Source organism: Blastococcus aurantiacus, from assembly GCF_900102425.1.
In the GTDB taxonomy this organism is placed as follows: Bacteria; Actinomycetota; Actinomycetes; order Mycobacteriales; family Geodermatophilaceae; genus Blastococcus; species Blastococcus aurantiacus.
On sequence record NZ_FNBT01000011.1, the window covers coordinates 17,874 to 34,185 of the forward strand.

Here is a 16,312-nt window from a genome sequence, read left to right on the forward strand (position 1 = left end):
CCAGTAGCAACCGGGGTCGGTCGCACGGAACGGATCTCTTGGAGCGCCAGCGGCTGGTCACAGTGAGGACGCCCCCCATCCGCTGGCGGCCAGCCAGGATCGCAGCCAGATCATCACGTAGTCCCACGCCCCGGTTACCAGCAGAATGCCGAGCACGATGAGGAGGACGCCGCCCACTCGCATGACGGTGGGTGCATGGCGCCGCGCGAAGGCGGAGAAAGCGAGGGCACGGCGGAATCCGAGGGCGACGAGCAGGAACGGAATGCCGAGACCCAGGCAGTAGGCCAGGCCGAGAGCGGCTCCGCGAGCGGCGGAGGCCTCCGTGTACGCGAGCGTGTTCACCGCCGAGAGGGTCGGCCCCAGGCACGGCGTCCAACCCAGCCCGAACACGACCCCCAGCACCGGGGCGCCGGCGAGCCCCGCCGGGGGACGACGGGTGATCCGGCGTTCCCGCTGGAGCCAGTGCAGCCCGCCCAGGAAGGCCAGCCCCATGAGGATGGTGACCACTCCCATGAGCCGCGTCAGCAGGGGCGCCCACTCGAGCAAGAGTCGACCCAGGCCGCCGAACAGGGCGCCGAAGGACACGAACACTGCGGTGAACCCCAAGACGAACAGCAGGGCGCCAGTTGCTACGCGACGGCGCTCGGCGACAGGTGTGGCAATCACCCCGGCGCCGGCGCGGGTCCCCCCGCCATCGTCGCCGGCGGGTGCCGGTCTGGCGCCGGCCTCGGCGCCGGTCAGTCCCGCCACGTACGCCAGGTAGCCGGGAACCAGGGGGAGGACGCAGGGCGAGGCGAAGCTGATCAGCCCGACCAGCGCCGCCACAGCTGCGGCAAGCAGCAAGGAGCCGTCGGTGACGATGCCCGCCAAGGAGTCGCCGAGGTCGCTCACCGTGGAGGCTCCTCAGCCTTCAGCGTGTCCAGGGCGCGACGCAGCTCTGATTCCGGCACGACGGCCACGTACACCGCTGCTACCTGTCCGGCCCCGTCGAGGAGGATCGTCGTGGGCACGACGTTGGCGGGAAAGCCGCGGAAGGCGAGTGCGACCTCGCCGCGAGGGTCGAACAGCGACGGGTACTCCGCGCCCACTCCCTCGAGAAAGGCCTCCGCGAGCTGGCGGTCGTCTTTGACGTCAACGCCCAGGAACTGGACGCCGTCGTCCTTGACGTCCTCGTAGACCGCCTGGAACTCGGGCGTCTCGACGCGGCACGGGGCGCACCAGGACCCCCAGAAGTTCATGACGGTGATGTCGCCGGCCAGGGACTCCGAGTCGAACTCCGTCCCGTCGAGGAGCTCGCCCCCGAAACCGGGGGCAGTCTCTCGGGCCTCGGCCGGGATCACCTCACCCAGCGGGGTGCTCTCGTCGAAGTCGAAACTGCCGGCGTCTTCGGTCGACGTGCTCGCGTTGCTTCTTGCCTCGCCCGAGCAAGCGGTGAGGGCCAGCATCGCGGCGAGGCCGATGACGGGTAGCAGGCGTCGAACGGTTCGGTGGTCAGCCAACGAGGGAACTCCAGTACAGCCAGAACCGCTCCAGGACAGCGGCGACGATGAGCAGGAACCAGGCGGTGAGGACGACGCCGTGCGCGCCGGTGGCAGCCGACGCGACCGCGCGCACCCGGGCCGGCATCCGAGGCGCGACGGCGGTCAGGTTGTGCAGGGTGACGTACCAGAACGCCGGGATGGTCACCGCCCAGACGACCATGCAGTACGGGCAGAGCGCTTCGATGCGGTACAGGCTGCTGTAGATCAGCCAGTGCACGAAGACGACGGCTGCAGTGGCGCCTACCTGGAGTCCCGCCCAGTACCACCCGGCCAAGCGCGCCCCGGCCAGCAGCGCCGCGCCGGTGGCGGCTACGACGGAGAACCCGACGACCCCGAGCAGGGGGTTGGGAAAACCGAACGCCTCGGCCTGCTGACTGGCCATGACCGAGCCGCAGCTGAGGATCGGGTTGAGGCTGCACGTCGGCACGTAGCTCGGATCCGCCAACAGGGCGTACTTCTCGACTGCGAGCACGAACGAGGCGACAAGTCCGGTCAGGCCACCAAGTAGCAGCAGCCAGGCAAGGGCACGCGCTGGCCTGCCCGAGTCTTCGTTTGGAGCGTCCGGCCCACCCCGTCCCGGCGCGGAAGCCGGCGACAACACAGGTTCAGCCGGCGAGCGCAGCATCGATCAGTTCGACGAAGTCGTCGGTGCTGGTGACCTCGACCTTCTCCCCGTCGAGGAAGAACGTCGGAGTGCCCTCCACGCCCAGCGCCAGTCCCTCGTCGCGGTCCTGCAGGACACGCTCGAGGGTCTCGGGATCGGCAACGGCCTCGTCGTACTCGGCCATGTCCAGACCCAAGTCTTCTGCGAAGGTCCGGAACAGAGGAGCTTGAGAGGCTTGCTGCTCACCCCACTCCGGCTGCGTCTCGTACATCCGGTGATACATGTCCTCGAAGCCGCCCTGCTGCGCTGCGGCCTCCACGGCGACCGCGGCGCTCTCCCCGTTGGCGTGTCCCGGCATCGGCATGTACCGCGCGACGAACGTGACGCGGCCGTCGTACTCCTCGCGGAGCTGCTCGATGAACGGGTAGGCGGCGCGGCACGCCTCGCACTCGAAGTCGAGGAACTCGACGAGGGTGACCTCCCCGTCGGGGGCGGTCGACAGGCGGTGGCTGTTCTCTCGCACCACCTGCGGCCCGGCCTCCCCGGTCCCGGCGTCTTCACGGCCGTTGAAGCCGAGGATGACGGCGACGGCAACGACGAAGGCAGCCACCAGGGCGGCCGAAATCTTCAGGTTGGTGCTCAACCGCTCTCCTCGCTCGATCCGTTCGGTGTGGCGGCCTCGGACCCCACGATTTCCGTCGGGTGAAGTGGGCCTGCGCGCTGGACACCGCTAGCCTACGAAGCTACATAGGAGAAGGTACAGGGATCCCTGCTCGTCTAGCGCTGCGCGTACGGGCTCCGCGAGTCGTTCGAGGTACTCGGTCTACGTCGTCGGCTCCCGGCTCCGCCCGAGGGTCGGCGTGGCGACAGATCGCTGTCCATGGTCGGACGACGCTCGAGAGCACTCCTACTGCGCAGTAGGCCATGTCCGTTCAGTCGTCTCGAAAGGGGTAGGCGTGGAGTCGCACCACGGCGGAATGCACATGCCCACCGAGCCGCCGACGCTTCTGCGACTGCTGACCCCACAGTTCGACGCCACGTCGGTGGTTCCTGCACTGGCTGTCGTGGCCCTCGCCGCATACCTGTTGGGAGTCCGGACGGTCCGCCGCCGCGGTATCCGGTGGCCATGGCACCGAACCGCGAACTTTGTAGCGGGAATCGTGACCGTTCTGCTCGTTACCGCCACCCAGGTCATGGGCTACGGGATGATGATCTTCTCCATCCACATGCTGCAGAAGATGGTCTTGACCGTCCCCTCGGCGATGCTGCTGATGCTCGGCGCCCCGGTGAGCCTGGCTATCCGTGCTCTGCCGCGCCGCGGCTGGGGGGCAGCTGGCCGGTGGCTCTTGTTGCGGACCCTGCGCAGCCCGACTGCGCGCTTTCTGGCCCACCCCGTCGTCACAACCGCCGTCTTCGTGGGCAGCCTGTACGGCATCTACTTCACGCCCACCTTCGACCTCCTGATGGGCAGCTGGCTGGGAAACGTCGGCATGCTGGTCTTCTTCTTGGGGAGCGGCTTGCTGGCGTTCGGGGGGGCGTTCGCGCTGGGGCCCTGGCCGCATAGAGCCTCGGCTCCGGCACGAATCCTGGAGCTCGGACTGCCCGGCCCACTGCACGCCTTCTTCGCGGTGGCGCTGATGCTGGCCAGCGCCCCTGTCGTCCGCGCTTTTGCAGACCCGCCACCCGGCTGGGGCATCGACGTGATGACCGACCAACTGGCAGCGGGGAACATTGTCTGGGGCTTCGGCGAAGTGCCCAGCGTCATCGCCTTCATCATCGTCTACCTCCAGTGGAGCCGCTCGGAGGTGGTGCAGACGAGGGTGAGCGACCGCCGTGTCGAGGCCGATCTCGAGGCTTACAACGCGCACCTCCGCACGCTGGCCCAGGGCCCGCCGAGGTGAGGCGGCTACCCGATAAGCCGTCTGGGGCAGTGGCGCCTGCGGTTGATCTGTATCCAGCCGGGCTCGTCGACGTGGCCCGAGCCGGCCGGGCGCCCGCGCCCGCCATGGCGAGCGAGTCAACAGAAGACCTTTTCCAACGAACCGACCTGAGGGGCTCCCGGTGACTTCTGATCAGCTCTCCACGCTGTCCGACACCCTGTTCACCACATCCGTCGTCATCTATGCCGTGGCTGCGCTGGCCTTCTGTGCTGAACTCGCATTCGGGCGTACTGGAGTTCGGCCGAGAAACGAACCGGCCATGGTTGGCGCCGGGGTGGGACAGGTAGGCGATGCGGAGCCCGCCTCGGCGCCGTCCGCAGCCGGACCGGGCGGTCGGTGGGGGCTGCTTGGGGTACTGCTCACGGGAATCGGAGCTCTTGCCAATGCCGGTGTGCTGGTGGCACGAGGTCTGGCGTCGGGCCGGGTGCCGTGGGGCAACATGTACGAGTTCGGCACTGCTGCCGTGCTGGCGGGTGCTCTCGCCTACCTGTTCTTCGCCGTCCGGGTGCCGGCGATCCGGCGAATCGGTGTCTTCGTCCTCGGCATCGTGGTCATCGGAATGGTCCTGATCGGGCTATACCTCTACGCGGAGTCCGGGCCTCTGATCGCCGCGCTGCGGTCGGACTGGCTGGTGGTGCACGTCTCGGCCGCCATCATCTCGTTCGGCATCTTCCTGGTCAGCGCAGTCGCGAGCGCCCTCTATCTCGTTGCGCTGCGCTGGAGGAAGTCGCCGTCGGATGGCGAACCGAACGCCGGAGGGCTGGTCGAGAGCCTTCCCAGCTCAGCGGTACTCGATCGAGTCGCGCACCGCGCCGCGGTGTTCGGCTTTCCCATCTGGACATTTGCGGTGATCGCGGGAGCGATCTGGGCGGAGTCCGCCTGGGGTCGCTTCTGGGGCTGGGACCCGAAGGAGACCTGGGCGTTCATCTCGTGGGCGCTGTACGCCGCCTACCTGCACGCACGCACCACCGCCGGTTGGCGGGGTGCGCGAGCCGCGTGGGTCAACCTGGTGGCCTTCGCGACGCTGGTCTTCAACCTGCTGTTCGTGAACCTGGTGTCCGCGGGCCTGCACTCCTACGGCGGCGTTTCCTAAGAACTGTCCTGTGGGGTACAGCGCACCTTGGTCGGCCTACGTTGGCCGAACCTGGCCTGCTCAGGCGCTCGGCTCAGTTCTCGAGCCACCCGAAGCTTGGAGCCTGCTCGCAGCGCCCCCCGGTGCTCAGCATCAGGCGGCGCCGTCGGGCAGAACCCGCCGGATGAGAGACGGCTGGCCCGCCGCCTGGAGCTTCACGACCTCGCCCGGCTGCGGCGCAGCGATCATCTGGCCGTCTCCGACGTAGATGCCGACATGGTCGATCCCTGGCCGGGACGGCGAGTAGTCGAAGAACAGGAGGTCCCCAGGTTGGGCCTGCTCAAGAGAGGGGACCGCTCGACCAGCGGTGGCTTGCTGGGCTGACACGCGGGGGAGTTCGACGCCCTGGCTCCGGTAGACCAGCTGGGTAAACCCGGAGCAGTCCAGGCCCTTGCTGGGATTTGTTCCTCCCCACAAGTACGGCACCCCGAGGTACTCCTGTGCCTTCGTCACGATCGCTGCACCGGCCTTCGTGCCGCTTGCCGATGCGGCGCTCGTCGCGGGCGCGACCAACGGTGAGGCCGACGCCGCCGGCGTGGGCGTCAACCCGGCGGCGAGTGCGGCACCAGCCCAGCCGGCCCGGCTGGCCGCCGTCGACGTCGCGAAGGAAGCGAGCTGCCCTTGGATCTGGACGATCCGCGACTGCACCTGGGCCAGGCCATCCACTAGGGCCGCCCGATCAGTTGAGGTGATCGGGCGCGGGACAAGGTCCCCGCCCGGCGGCGCGGGCAATTCCAGATCACGACTACGGAAGCTAGTAGCGCGCCATGGAGGGTGTGGAAGGCTCGCCGTGCACCCGTGGCCGCTCCGTGGCTCATGCGACGAATGGGGACCCGTGGTGCAGGCGGCTCGTGAACCGTGCGCCGCGAGTTGTGCCTCAAACTGTGGCGCCGGGGCCCGGCCGCTCGCGGCAAGGCTGGCGAGCCCCGTTATCTTTTCGTGACAACTAGCCAGCTTCGTAGTACGGTTCCGTCCGGTCCGTGGCGAGCCGCGCTTCTCGATCCGAGAGCCTCGTACGGACCCCGCCGAACTGCACGTGTCGCACGACCGTGCAGACCGGGGACCCAACGTTCCCCTGGGGTGAATCCTCGGTCCGCGCTCGCGCGCACCGAGGTAGGGCGCCTTCTGCCCGAACCCGTCAGCTAACTCGGTAGGCGGCGAGGAGGAACGGAGAATCGCCGCCTTGGCGACGCTGCACAACCAGTCCTTCCGCACTCCAGTCGTCCCCTTCGCAGTCGCTTCCGAACCGGGCCACAGTGACCGACGTTTTCGTGTCTCCCGAATGGGATCGGCGCTCACGCGCCGGCGGCGCACCGGCGCTGTTGCTGCCATGACAGCGCTTCTGGTTGGTATGGGGACCGCGACTGCCCTTGCTGCCCCGGCCGCTCGGCTGTCGGAGCACGACGTCGTGACGGCTGAGGTCGAGAGGATCTCAGAAATGGTCTCGGCGGCCGAAGATGACCTCGAGAAGTTCACTGTCGAGGCAGAGGCCGCGGCCGATGCTTCTCGAGCCGCGAAGGCGGCATTCGCCGACGCCGAGGCGAAGGCAGCCGCCGCCGCTGCCCAGCTGGAGTCGGCCCGCGCGGCGGTCGACCAAGCGCAGGACGATGCTGCCGCCCTGGGGCGGGAAGCTTTCATGGGTGGTGCCTCCCCGACTGATTCGGCCGCCGCGTTGCTGGACGCTGCGGGCCCCGCCGAGATGCTGGAGCGGGCCGCGACGCTGGATCTCTTGGGCGAGGATCGCGCGGAGCGGCTGGCGATGCTCCAGTCGATGCGAGGCACGGAGGAACGCGCGGACCGGGAAGCTCGGGCGGCGGTCGCGGAGCGCGACGCGGCGGTGCGCGCCTCGGTGGAGGCCGAAGCCGCTGCGGAGGTGCAATTGCAGGCGTCCAAGCAGGCGTACGACGCCGTGGCCGCCCAGAAACTCTCTTTGGACCAACAGCTCCGCGACGCAGAAATCGAGCTCTTGGCAGCACGAGGGGTGGCGAATCCGTCCGCCGTCCGGGATCAGGAGCAGCGAGCTGAAATAGCGCAGGCACGCGCCGGTACTGCCGCCCTCGTGGCCGGCCGGGTGACGTCCTGCTACGGGAGCCGGTCGGGAGCCATGCACAACGGCGTCGACATCGCTGCCCCGATCGGCACGCCCATCTACGCCCCCGCGGCGGGTGTGGTGCTCGACGCCGGACCGGCGAGCGGCTTCGGTCTCGCCGTCTACGTCCAGCACGCCGACGGCACCATCACCGTGTACGGCCACATCAACCAGTACTTCGTGCAGGCAGGCCAAGCGGTCGCCGCCGGTCAGCAGATCGCCGAGGTGGGCAACCGGGGCCAGTCCACCGGCCCGCACCTGCACATCGAGACCCATCAAGGTGGGCTGTACCAGAATCGCGCGAACCCTGTGCCCTGGTTGGGCGCCCGGGGAATCACGCTCGGCGGAAGTTGTGGATGAGGGTTCTCCGATGAGTGACAGGCGTGACGCCAAGGGGACGACGACCGCCTCAGGTACACGCGAGGTCCCGTTCGCTCGGAAGCCGGTGTGGGAGGCGCTGACCGCCGTCCTTCCGTACTGCCCGGTGTGTGACGTCTCCTACGTCTTCTCCGGAGCCACCGACGATCGAGCCGGTTCGAGGATGCGCAAGGGAATGCGCTTCGTGTGCGTTCCGGGACGCCTGGATGGTGCGCCACCGCCGCAGGACGCGGTTGCGGGTGTGGTCGTCGACTGGGTGGCACAGCGGAGCGTCGGGACGCGGCTGGAGGTGGCGTCGGAGACCTGGCGGACAGGTATCGAGCTCGCTGACGCGGGGGAGGGGTCCACCCGGGTCACCGTGACGGTGACCCACGAGTCGCGCGGGGGCAACGGGCTGGTGCGCGCCCTGCAGCGGAAGGCGCTGCGGCGAACGGTGCAGCAGACCGTGGACTCGGAGCTGATGAAGCTGCCGGATCACATCCGTCAGGCGACCAAGGACAGCAGCGGCTCGTCGCCGGTCGAGCGGGGCTCGAGTTCCTTCGAACGCGAGGCAACCGGTCGCGTGCTCCACCTGCGGGGCGAGGTGGACGCCCCGACCGTCAGGCGGCTGCAGCTGCCGCGGGTTCTCGAGGAATCCGAGGTGGTGGCGATCGACGTCCGCGAGCTCGCCTATATCGACTCTTCGGCGTTCGCGCCCTTGCTCCGGTGGGCGCAGCGCACCTCCCGGGCTGGCCGGCGCGCCGTCATCCGCGGCACGAATCCGGGCTTCGATGAAACTTTGGGGGTCATGGGGCTGACGTCGGCGTTTATCAGGGAGCGCTGATGCGCCAGCACGTCCGGCCCCAGGCGCCGAGCATCGCAAGGCGCCACATCGCCGCTGCGCTGCCCGGACGCGATCAACAGTGGTTGACCCGGGAAACCGCAGCGCACGCGACCGCAGGGGCGTGAACCGTGAAGCTCTCGCTGCTGTACTTCGATGGCTGCCCTAACTGGTCGATCCACGACGGGAGACTGCACGAGGCTCTGTTATGGGTCGACCGCGTAGACGCCGAGATTGACTATGTGGAGGTCGAGAACCTGGAAGCGGCAGAAGCCCTCAGCTTCCGTGGGTCGCCGACTCTGCTCATCGACGGCCGCGATCCCTTCCTCGAGGAAGAAGCGCCCGTAGGTCTGTCCTGCCGGGTATACCGAACCCCGAGCGGCCTGACGGGAGCTCCGACGGTGGGGCAACTCGTCGAGGTGCTGGCGAAGGCGCCCTGAGAAAGCGGGTCGCCTGACTGCGAGCCGCGCCAACGTGGCCAGGGCTGACGGTTGGCGTGGAGCACGTCTCGTCCGTGATGAGGCTCGGGGCGGGCCGACCGCCCGTACGCGCGGCGACATCCGGTGGCCGGATAGCGTGACCGAACGGTGGGTTTCGCTGGCATGGACTAATGCGGTCCCCGGCCTTTGCCCGACTCGGCTCCGCCCTCCAGACGGCGCTCGCGGCGCCGCCAGCCGCAACGCAGTTCTTCCGGGCGCCCAGACGAGTACCAGCCCTGTCGGTCGGGAAAAGAGACCTCATGACTGTCGCTGCTCAGATGCTGTCGACCTATCCAAGTGATCTCGGCGGGGTGGACCGGGACAAGCTCACTGCCTGTATCGAGGCGTGCTTCGAGTGCGCTCAGGCGTGCACCGCCTGCGCCGACGCGTGCCTTTCCGAGGACATGGTCGCCGAGCTGACCAAGTGCATTCGCACCAACGCCGACTGCGCCGACGTCTGCGACGCCACCGGGCGGGTGCTGTCCCGGCACACCGGTTACGACGCCAGTGTGACGCGCGCGGTGCTGGAGGCCTGCGCGGCGGCGTGCAAGGCATGTGGCGACGAGTGTGAACAGCACGCGTCGATGCACGAGCACTGCCGGGTCTGCGCCGAGGCGTGCCGCCGCTGCGAGGCCGTCTGCCGGGACCTCATCGCCTCCCTCGGCTAAAGGCGCCACCCAGCCACCGGCCGTGGTGCTGGCCTGCGGCTGGGCAGGTGGATCAGTACCCGAGCAGCAGGGTGAAGGCTTGTCCGCCATCGACGGACTGCAACAGGCCATCGTCGGTGACCGCAGCGATCTCCATCGGACCACCGGCGCGGGTGGCGACAGCGACTGCGTGGGGCGCCGCGCCGACATCGCCGGTCCGGCGCCAGGTGGCTGCGGCGTCGGTGCTGGCCCAAACGTCGCCGTCCGGACTGACCCCGACCGCGGTGGTGCCGTCATCGGCCCAGGCGAGGACCTGCAGCAGCGGCGCTGCGTTCACCGGTGTCCAGTTGCCCCCGGCGTCGGTCGAGCGGAGCACACCCTGGGCGGTGGTGGCCAGCACCGTGCTGCCTTCGGGCGCGGCGGCCAGCGTGTGCGGTTCCGCAGGAATCGTCAGATCCTCCCAGGTTCGGCCGTCGGTGCTGCGGCGAAGCGTGCCGTCGTAGCCGATCACTCCGCCTCCGGACAGGGCGGTGAGCGCGTGGAAGTCCGACTCGCCGGCCCGCGACAACGGCGTCCAGGTCTGCCCGCCGTCGGTGGAGGAGATGAGCCCGACCGGGTTGGGCAGGTCGACGCGCAGCCCCGGGTGACCCGACGCCAGGTAGCGATCGGATCCGGTGGCGGTAAAGCCCATCAGGTCGATGACCGGCCCCAGCTGAGCCGCGGTGCCGTCGTCGCTGACTTCGACGAGCCCTTGGTGCGTGGCCACTAGCAGTGTGTCGTCACCGCGATCGTAGGCGAGGCCGTGCACATGCCCGGCCGGCAGGCGGTCGGCGTCGGCGGCCGAGGCGGCGTCGGCGGGCGCGGGGGCTGCGTCTGAGCAGCCGGTGAGCGCAGCGGCCAGGGTGGTTGCGGCCGCGGTGAGGATGTAGCGCTTTGAGCGGGATGTGTGCATGAGTCCTCCGAGATGCGGTGAGGGACGGCTTGGGCAGTTCCGCGGCGGGGGAGCACTGCGCTCACCCCGCCGCGGAATCGGTCAGCCGCCCAGCTCGGTGACCAGCTCCTCCATCTCGGCGATCTCGCCGACCTGGGTATCGCGGATGGTCTCAGCCAGCGCCAAGGCATCGCTGTTGCGGCCCTGGTCCAGCTCGGTCTCGGCCATCTCCACGGCGCCGCGGTGGTGCGTGATCATCTGCTGAAGGAACAGCCGGTCGAATTCCGCGCCGGTGGCGTTCATCAGCGCGGTGATGTCCATGCCACCCATGTCGTCGGACTCCATGCCGCCGTGGTTCATGCCGCCCATGTCAGCCTCGGCATCCCACTCGGCCAGCCAGCCGTTGAGAATGCCGATCTCAGGCCCCTGCGCTGCTTCGATACGGGAGGCCAGTTCCAACACCAGGGGGTCGAGCGCGCGCCCGGGGGCCAGCTGAGCCATCTCGATCGCCCCCTCGTGGTGCGGCACCATGCCGCTGGCGAAAGCAATGTCGGCGTCGTTGTGCTCCACGTCGGCGCTCTCGCTCGCGTTGGCCGAGGGCTGGCTGCTGCTGGCGGAAGTGGACCCTGCGGCGTCGGAGGTGTCCTCGCCACATGCGGCGAGGACGAGGGATCCGGCGACCAGGGCGGCGGCAAGGTGGGGTAGACGTGCGGTGGTGCGGGTCATGTCAGTGCTGCTCTCTGCTCGAGGGGAATGAAGGCGTGCCGGACCGCCGCCGGGCCACGAGGTGACAGGGCGGGCGGTGGAGCGGTTCGGCCTAGATCCGCAGAACGCAGAGGGCAGAGAGTTCCGGTGGTCGGAGCAGGGTCACTGACTTGGCGGCACGGGTGAACGCGGGAAGGGCAGCGGTTCGGCTGTGCCGCAGCAGCCGCGGGCCGGCGAGGGCCAACAGCAGGGCTAGGCCGGCTGCCAGCACAGCGAGGCATAGCGACCACAGGTGCCCGGCGCCGCTGTGCGGCGACGTGTCGCTTCGGCCGTGCGCGGCCGCGCCCGCGACGGCCGCTTGGTCGGGCGCCGGAATGACTGCGTTGTGCTGTGCGACGGGCATCGCGGCCGCCATGGCGGTGACCGCCGAAGGGGGCTGCTCGCCGTGGGCGGAAATCGCGGCGGACTGCACCGGCGCGGTGCCGGTGTGGTCGGCGGGGGTGCACTGCAGCCCGTGCATGAACATGACCGCTCCTAGCAACAGCAGTGCTGTCCACAACCGCGCGCCCATGCTCACCCCCTTGCACTCCACGGTAAGCCGTCTGCGATGTCAGTCGCCGCACTGGCCGCCCCGGGCCGTCGCATCGTCAGCGGGACACCGGCTCCGATTCCGACGCCACGGTTGTGTCGCCCGTGCGCCCGGCACGGCGGCTGACCGAACTGGCGATCAGCATCGACGCGAAGAGGAGGACCGGGAGATCGCCGGTCCGCGTGTAGAGGGTGAGGGTGGTGTGAAGAGGGACCGTCGCGGTGAGCAACTCAGGGGTGCCGAGCTGTCCCCGCCCCACCACCTTGCCGTCGGGCAGGATGATCGCGGTGTAGCCGGTGGGTGCGGCCTGCAGGACGGCGCGGTCGGTCTCCCGGGCCCGCATCCGGGCCGCCGCCACTTCGGTGGCCGGCACCTCCTCGGTGGTGTACGAGGCGGCGTTGGTCGGCACCAGCAGGACCTGGCCGCCGGCGGTGACGGCTGCCCGGGCGCGGTCGGCGAAGAAGACCTCGTAGGAGATGACCACACCCAGCGGTCCCGCGGGTGTGCGCAGCAACCCGGGGCCACGGCCAGGGACGGCGTCCCGCGGTACGAGTGCGGTCATGTCGGACACGCGCTCGAACAGACCGCGGGCCGGGATGTACTCCCCGAACGGGACCCGGTGCGCCTTCTCGTAGCGACCCACGATCCGGCCATCGGGTGACCAGGCCACTGCGGCGTTGCGAAAGCGAGTGTCTTCGGACTCGGTCACCCCCGCGACGACGGTCGCGCCGGTGCGCCGAGCCAGTGCCGCGACGCCGCCCGCCTCACGCGAGGTGGCCACCGATCCCGTCACGGCGATGCTGCTCTCCGGCCAGAGCAGCAGATCCAACTCCTGCGGAAGGTCGTCGCTGACAGCGAACAGGCGCTCGGTCACTGCCTGTTCATCCGATTGGACGGCGGGGATGCCACGCGGACCGCCGCCTTGCGCCAAGGCCGCTCGCAGCTGGCCGTCCGGCGCGTCATCGGGCGCAGCCAACACCACACCCATCGTGCTGAGGGCTGCCACGGCGCTGGTGGTCATCAGCTGACGAATCCGTCGGCGGGCCGTGAACAGCCCGGAGATCGCCGCCCCGGCACCGGTGGCGAGCGCGACGACGAGGAGGGAACCGCCGAGCGGCGCCGCCGCGGCGAACGGTCCGTCCAGCTGCCCCAGCGCAATGCCCGGAATGGGGAAGCCGCCGAACGGGAACCGAGCGCGCGCGGCCTCCAGCGCCACGAGTGCAGCCGGGACCGTCCACCACCGTGCCGGACGGGGATCGATCAACAGCATCGCGGCAGCGAACAAGCCGACCTCGAGCACCAAGACGGCGGCGAAGCCCGCCGGGTGGAAGTCGATGAGCCAGGAGAGGGTCGGCCCGAAGAAGCTGAGGCCGGCGGTCGCGCCCAGGACCAGCCGCTGCCGCCATGACAAACCGACCAGTGCCCAGGTGAGGACGGCGACGCCGATGGGGGCCAGGTACCACGCCGTTCGAGGCGGCATGCTGACCGCCAGCAGAGCACCTGCGCCCAGTGCGGCGAGGAGGCGGCGCACGCCGGGCAGCCACCGGGCACGCAGACCGAACCGGGACCCTGGTGTCGACTCCCGTCCGATGGCCGTTGAGGCCCCGTCCTCCACGTGAGTCATGGCGCACTGGCCCCCGCTGCGGCGCTGGCGACGAGCTGCTCGAGCCGAGCGGCGGATACCGGCCCGACCTGCCGATCGACGACGCGTCCGTCGGCGGCCACAGCGAGGGTGACCGGCAACCCCGGCACTGCGAGGGCCGTCAGCAGGGCCTTGTCCTGGTCGATGACGTGCGCGTAGGTCACCTCCAGGCCGCTGAGCAGCGACGCGGCGGCCGAGCGGGTGTCTTGGGTGTTGACTCCCAGATAATCGACTTCGCCGCCGAAACGCTCGTACGCCGCCTGCAGCAGTGGCATCTCCTCGCGGCAGGGGGCGCACCAGCTCGCCCACAGGTTCACCAGGACCGGTCGGCCGCCCAAGTCCTCGAGAGCCACGTCCATGTCGCCCGCCAGGCAGGGCAGCCGCAGTGCGGGCACGCCGGCCGCACCGCCGACCGTGGCACCGTCGGCGGCGAAGGACCCGCAGCCGGCCACGTCGGCGGGGACAGGCACGACACTCGCCTCGGCGTCTGAGGTGTGGCTCGCAGGGCCCAAGGCGCAGCCGGTCACCGCGATGGCGACGATGACCGACGCGACCGACCGGCGGAGCCGTAGCCGGTGGGCGATCGCCGAGCGGGACCTGATCGCCGTGGCGAGGGGAGACAGGAGCAGGCCGGGTCGGGACGAGGCACGACCCTCTGGGCGGGGCCAGAGCCGGGGGAGCGTGCCCGCGACACGTCTCACGGCGTGCTGACCGCGTTGCGGTCGTCTGCCGCGCGTGGCTTCGCCGGCTCGTACGCGGGCAGGTTGGCGAGCACCGCGTCCAAACGTTCCTGGACGTCGCCGCTCCCGCCTCGGGCGAGGCCCGCAAGTGACACCGTGGTCAACCGGCCGCCGCCGGAGCCGGCCAGCTGCGGGCCGGTGATCCGCGCGAAGACGCGTTCTCGGGGCACGAGCAGGGCGACCAGCAGCCCGAGGAGCATGGTGATCGCACTGATCAGGACCGCAACCTGTCCCGGGTCGTGGGAGACCTGAAGGGAAGCGAACTCTCGAAAACCGTCGAAGCGAACGACTGTGCCGTCCTCGAAGGTCGCGGTCTGTCCGACGCTCAGGTTGGCCTCGCCGATCCGGCCCAGCCTGCCCTGGTCGATCAATGTCTGGTCCAGGGAGAACACCGACTGCGGGTCACCGGCGTCCAGGCCTAGGTAGCCGCGGTAGCCGATGACGGCTACCTGCGGATTGAGCGGTCGTGCGTCCACCGACGTCAGGACGCCGCCCTGGACCAGTCCTGTGGGGGCGAAGAAGCCTTCCAGGGCGACGCCGTCGCCGGACCCGTCCCCGAGGTCCGGCAGCTTGACCACACCTTCGCTGGCGAAGGTGGTGCTGTCCCGGGGCAGGAACGGGGCCGCCAGCTGCTCGAAGATGGTGCCGTCGGCCAGCGTCACCGTGAACAGGGGAGTGAAGCCGTGCCCCGTCACGTACAGGCGGTCGCCCTCGGAGCGGAACGGGTCGTTGACCCCGATCGTCGTCTGCCTCGTCGGCGCGCCCGGCCGGTCTTGAACGCCGATGTCCGCGGTGAAGGAGGCCGGCGTGCCGTTCAGCTCGTAGGTGGCGCGGAAGTCTTGAAGATCGAAGCAGAGCGGCGTGAGTGAGCTCTGGTCGACCAGAGGTCCGGCGACGTACCGGTCGTACCGCTGAAACGAGTTGCAGAAGCCGTCGCCCTCGGTGACCAGAATGCTTCCCTCGTATCCCCACATCTTCCCGCTGGCCAGCGAGACAAGAAGCGCCAGGAGCGAGAGGTGGAAGACGAGGTTGCCGGTCTCCTTCACCCGGCCGCGCTCGGCCGAGATCTCCACGTCGGTCTCGGTGTTACGCCTGACCACCCGAAAGCGCGCCGCCCGCAGATCGCTCTCCAGCTGCTCGGCCACGGCCTCCGCGGGCATCGACACCTCTTGGGCGGCGTGAACAGGGAGTCGATGCAGATGCCGTGGCACGGCCGGCGGGTCGGCCCGTGAGGCTCGTAGGTGCTCGATGCAACGCGGCACCAGGCAGCCGATCAGCGAGATGAACAGAAGCAGGTAGACCGCGGAGAACCATGGGCTGGAGAAGACGTCGAACACCCATAGCGTGTCGAGGACGGGGGCGAGCTCTGGGTTCTCCCGGAAGTACCGCGAGACCGCGCTCGGAGTCAGCGACCGCTGCGGGAACAGCGATCCGGGAACAGCCGCCAGCGCCAGCAGGAAGAGCAGCACCACCGCCGTCCGCATGCTGGTCAACCAGCGCCAGCGGCGCACCAGCCACCGTCCGAGCCGGCGCGGCAGGAAGCTGCGGGCAGCAGCAGGCGGCCGTGCCTCCGGGGGGGCGTGCAGATCGGTCACCAGATCCCCGCTGTCGCCTGGCCACTGCCGGGCGTAGAGGGCTGCGGCTGGAATCCCGGGTTCATGCTCACGGTGGCTCCTCCGACGTGGGGTTGCGCAGCGACGGCGGCCCGTGCGCGTCACGCCCGGCCCAGTCGTCGTGCTCGAACGGCGGCACGTCGGCCGGGCCGCATGGACACGCTACTGCGCGTCTTAGTAGACAGCGGGGGCGGATGTCGTGCTCGAGTGCTACGCCTTGGGAGCCAGGACCGAGCAAAGCCGTGGGCCGCGATTGGCGCAAAAAGACTGTTGAGGGTGCGCCGGCGGTGGCGACCCGCATCGTTCCTCTGCGCAGCGCGGTCCATGACTACACCGGCGAGGTCGCCGAGGGAGGCGACGCGGCTCATCGATCCCGCCGGCCCGCCAGCGGTCGGCATCATCCGGAGGGGTCTTGCTCGACACGTGGCCCGCCGTCTCGGCGGGCATCGCGCCCTGGAGGGT

Annotated in this window: 17 protein-coding genes and 1 riboswitch; of the genes, 6 read left to right on the plus strand and 11 right to left on the minus strand. The window is 69.7% G+C overall.

The window, feature by feature from the left end; translation table 11 throughout:
* Positions 1-57: 57 nt before the first annotated feature.
* Genes BLS70_RS19160 through BLS70_RS19175 form a run of 4 tightly spaced genes read right to left on the minus strand, consistent with a single transcriptional unit; the run spans position 58 to position 2,788 of the window.
* The gene (locus BLS70_RS19160) at positions 58-891 is read right to left on the minus strand and encodes a cytochrome c biogenesis CcdA family protein (protein WP_091771240.1); all 834 of its coding nucleotides are present in this window, start codon (positions 889-891) and stop codon (positions 58-60) included.
* Positions 888-1,499, minus strand: a complete 612-nt coding sequence (locus tag BLS70_RS19165) for a TlpA family protein disulfide reductase (protein ID WP_255362591.1) — start codon at positions 1,497-1,499, stop codon at positions 888-890. The genes BLS70_RS19160 and BLS70_RS19165 overlap by 4 nt, the downstream gene beginning before the upstream one ends.
* Positions 1,492-2,166 carry a vitamin K epoxide reductase family protein gene (locus BLS70_RS19170; protein ID WP_091771242.1) on the minus strand — a complete coding sequence of 225 codons (675 nt, stop codon included), beginning with the start codon at positions 2,164-2,166 and terminating at the stop codon, positions 1,492-1,494. The genes BLS70_RS19165 and BLS70_RS19170 overlap by 8 nt, the downstream gene beginning before the upstream one ends.
* The gene (locus BLS70_RS19175; protein WP_091771244.1) at positions 2,147-2,788 is read right to left on the minus strand and encodes a DsbA family protein; all 642 of its coding nucleotides are present in this window, start codon (positions 2,786-2,788) and stop codon (positions 2,147-2,149) included. Before BLS70_RS19175 ends, BLS70_RS19170 begins: the two co-directional genes overlap by 20 nt.
* A 340-nt stretch (positions 2,789-3,128) precedes the next feature.
* Here BLS70_RS19175 and BLS70_RS19180 point away from each other — a divergent pair, with 340 nt between their 5' ends.
* Entirely contained in the window at positions 3,129-4,046 is a 918-nt protein-coding gene (locus BLS70_RS19180) for a cytochrome c oxidase assembly protein (protein WP_091771516.1), read from the plus strand.
* A 160-nt stretch (positions 4,047-4,206) separates the two neighbouring features.
* Positions 4,207-5,178 carry a c-type cytochrome biogenesis protein CcsB gene (ccsB, locus tag BLS70_RS19185; protein WP_091771245.1) on the plus strand — a complete coding sequence of 324 codons (972 nt, stop codon included), beginning with the start codon at positions 4,207-4,209 and terminating at the stop codon, positions 5,176-5,178.
* Positions 5,179-5,310: 132 nt separating this feature from the next.
* On the opposite strand, the gene BLS70_RS19190 is transcribed toward ccsB, so the two are convergent.
* Positions 5,311-5,865 carry a C40 family peptidase gene (locus BLS70_RS19190; RefSeq protein ID WP_255362592.1) on the minus strand — a complete coding sequence of 185 codons (555 nt, stop codon included), beginning with the start codon at positions 5,863-5,865 and terminating at the stop codon, positions 5,311-5,313.
* Positions 5,866-6,230: 365 nt separating this feature from the next.
* Positions 6,231-6,389, plus strand: a riboswitch (cyclic di-AMP (ydaO/yuaA leader).
* A 236-nt stretch (positions 6,390-6,625) separates the two neighbouring features.
* On the opposite strand from BLS70_RS19190, the gene BLS70_RS19195 reads away from it, so the two are divergent.
* The 4 genes from BLS70_RS19195 to BLS70_RS19210 all read left to right on the plus strand — a co-directional run bounded on the left by BLS70_RS19195 (position 6,626) and on the right by BLS70_RS19210 (position 9,651).
* A complete protein-coding gene (locus BLS70_RS19195) occupies positions 6,626-7,666 on the plus strand; it encodes a M23 family metallopeptidase (protein WP_255362593.1) in 1,041 nt (346 codons plus the stop codon).
* Between the two features lie 85 nt (positions 7,667-7,751).
* Positions 7,752-8,507, plus strand: coding sequence for an STAS domain-containing protein (locus tag BLS70_RS20935; protein WP_176946499.1), 756 nt, complete (start codon positions 7,752-7,754; stop codon positions 8,505-8,507).
* A gap of 128 nt (positions 8,508-8,635) precedes the next feature.
* Entirely contained in the window at positions 8,636-8,944 is a 309-nt protein-coding gene (locus tag BLS70_RS19205) for a thioredoxin family protein (protein WP_091771251.1), read from the plus strand.
* A 299-nt stretch (positions 8,945-9,243) separates the two neighbouring features.
* Complete coding sequence (locus tag BLS70_RS19210; RefSeq protein WP_091771253.1) at positions 9,244-9,651, plus strand: four-helix bundle copper-binding protein; 408 nt, start codon at positions 9,244-9,246, stop codon at positions 9,649-9,651.
* A gap of 52 nt (positions 9,652-9,703) precedes the next feature.
* Here BLS70_RS19210 and BLS70_RS19215 read toward each other — a convergent pair whose 3' ends face one another.
* The 6 genes from BLS70_RS19215 to resB form a co-directional block, all read right to left on the minus strand.
* The gene (locus BLS70_RS19215) at positions 9,704-10,582 is read right to left on the minus strand and encodes a F510_1955 family glycosylhydrolase (protein WP_255362594.1); all 879 of its coding nucleotides are present in this window, start codon (positions 10,580-10,582) and stop codon (positions 9,704-9,706) included.
* A gap of 81 nt (positions 10,583-10,663) precedes the next feature.
* Positions 10,664-11,287, minus strand: a complete 624-nt coding sequence (locus tag BLS70_RS19220) for a DUF305 domain-containing protein (protein ID WP_091771255.1) — start codon at positions 11,285-11,287, stop codon at positions 10,664-10,666.
* Positions 11,288-11,378: 91 nt separating this feature from the next.
* Entirely contained in the window at positions 11,379-11,792 is a 414-nt protein-coding gene (locus tag BLS70_RS19225; RefSeq protein ID WP_143030463.1) for a hypothetical protein, read from the minus strand.
* A gap of 121 nt (positions 11,793-11,913) precedes the next feature.
* Positions 11,914-13,386, minus strand: a complete 1,473-nt coding sequence (lnt, locus tag BLS70_RS19230; protein WP_255362595.1) for an apolipoprotein N-acyltransferase — start codon at positions 13,384-13,386, stop codon at positions 11,914-11,916.
* Positions 13,387-13,475: 89 nt separating this feature from the next.
* Positions 13,476-13,967, minus strand: coding sequence for a TlpA family protein disulfide reductase (locus tag BLS70_RS19235; RefSeq protein ID WP_091771521.1), 492 nt, complete (start codon positions 13,965-13,967; stop codon positions 13,476-13,478).
* 227 nt (positions 13,968-14,194) lie between these two features.
* Complete coding sequence (resB, locus tag BLS70_RS19240; RefSeq protein WP_255362596.1) at positions 14,195-15,832, minus strand: cytochrome c biogenesis protein ResB; 1,638 nt, start codon at positions 15,830-15,832, stop codon at positions 14,195-14,197.
* Positions 15,833-16,312 lie beyond the last annotated feature (480 nt).

Bases quoted from the DNA above. Each gene is read 5' to 3' on its own strand.
- BLS70_RS19210 (WP_091771253.1), top strand. From the start codon at position 9,244: ATGACTGTCGCTGCTCAGATGCTGTCGACCTATCCAAGTGATCTCGGC.
- BLS70_RS19215 (WP_255362594.1), bottom strand. From the start codon at position 10,582: ATGCACACATCCCGCTCAAAGCGCTACATCCTCACCGCGGCCGCAACC.
- BLS70_RS19170 (WP_091771242.1), bottom strand. From the start codon at position 2,166: ATGCTGCGCTCGCCGGCTGAACCTGTGTTGTCGCCGGCTTCCGCGCCG.
- BLS70_RS19180 (WP_091771516.1), top strand. From the start codon at position 3,129: ATGCCCACCGAGCCGCCGACGCTTCTGCGACTGCTGACCCCACAGTTC.
- BLS70_RS19220 (WP_091771255.1), bottom strand. From the start codon at position 11,287: ATGACCCGCACCACCGCACGTCTACCCCACCTTGCCGCCGCCCTGGTC.
- BLS70_RS19225 (WP_143030463.1), bottom strand. From the start codon at position 11,792: ATGTTCATGCACGGGCTGCAGTGCACCCCCGCCGACCACACCGGCACC.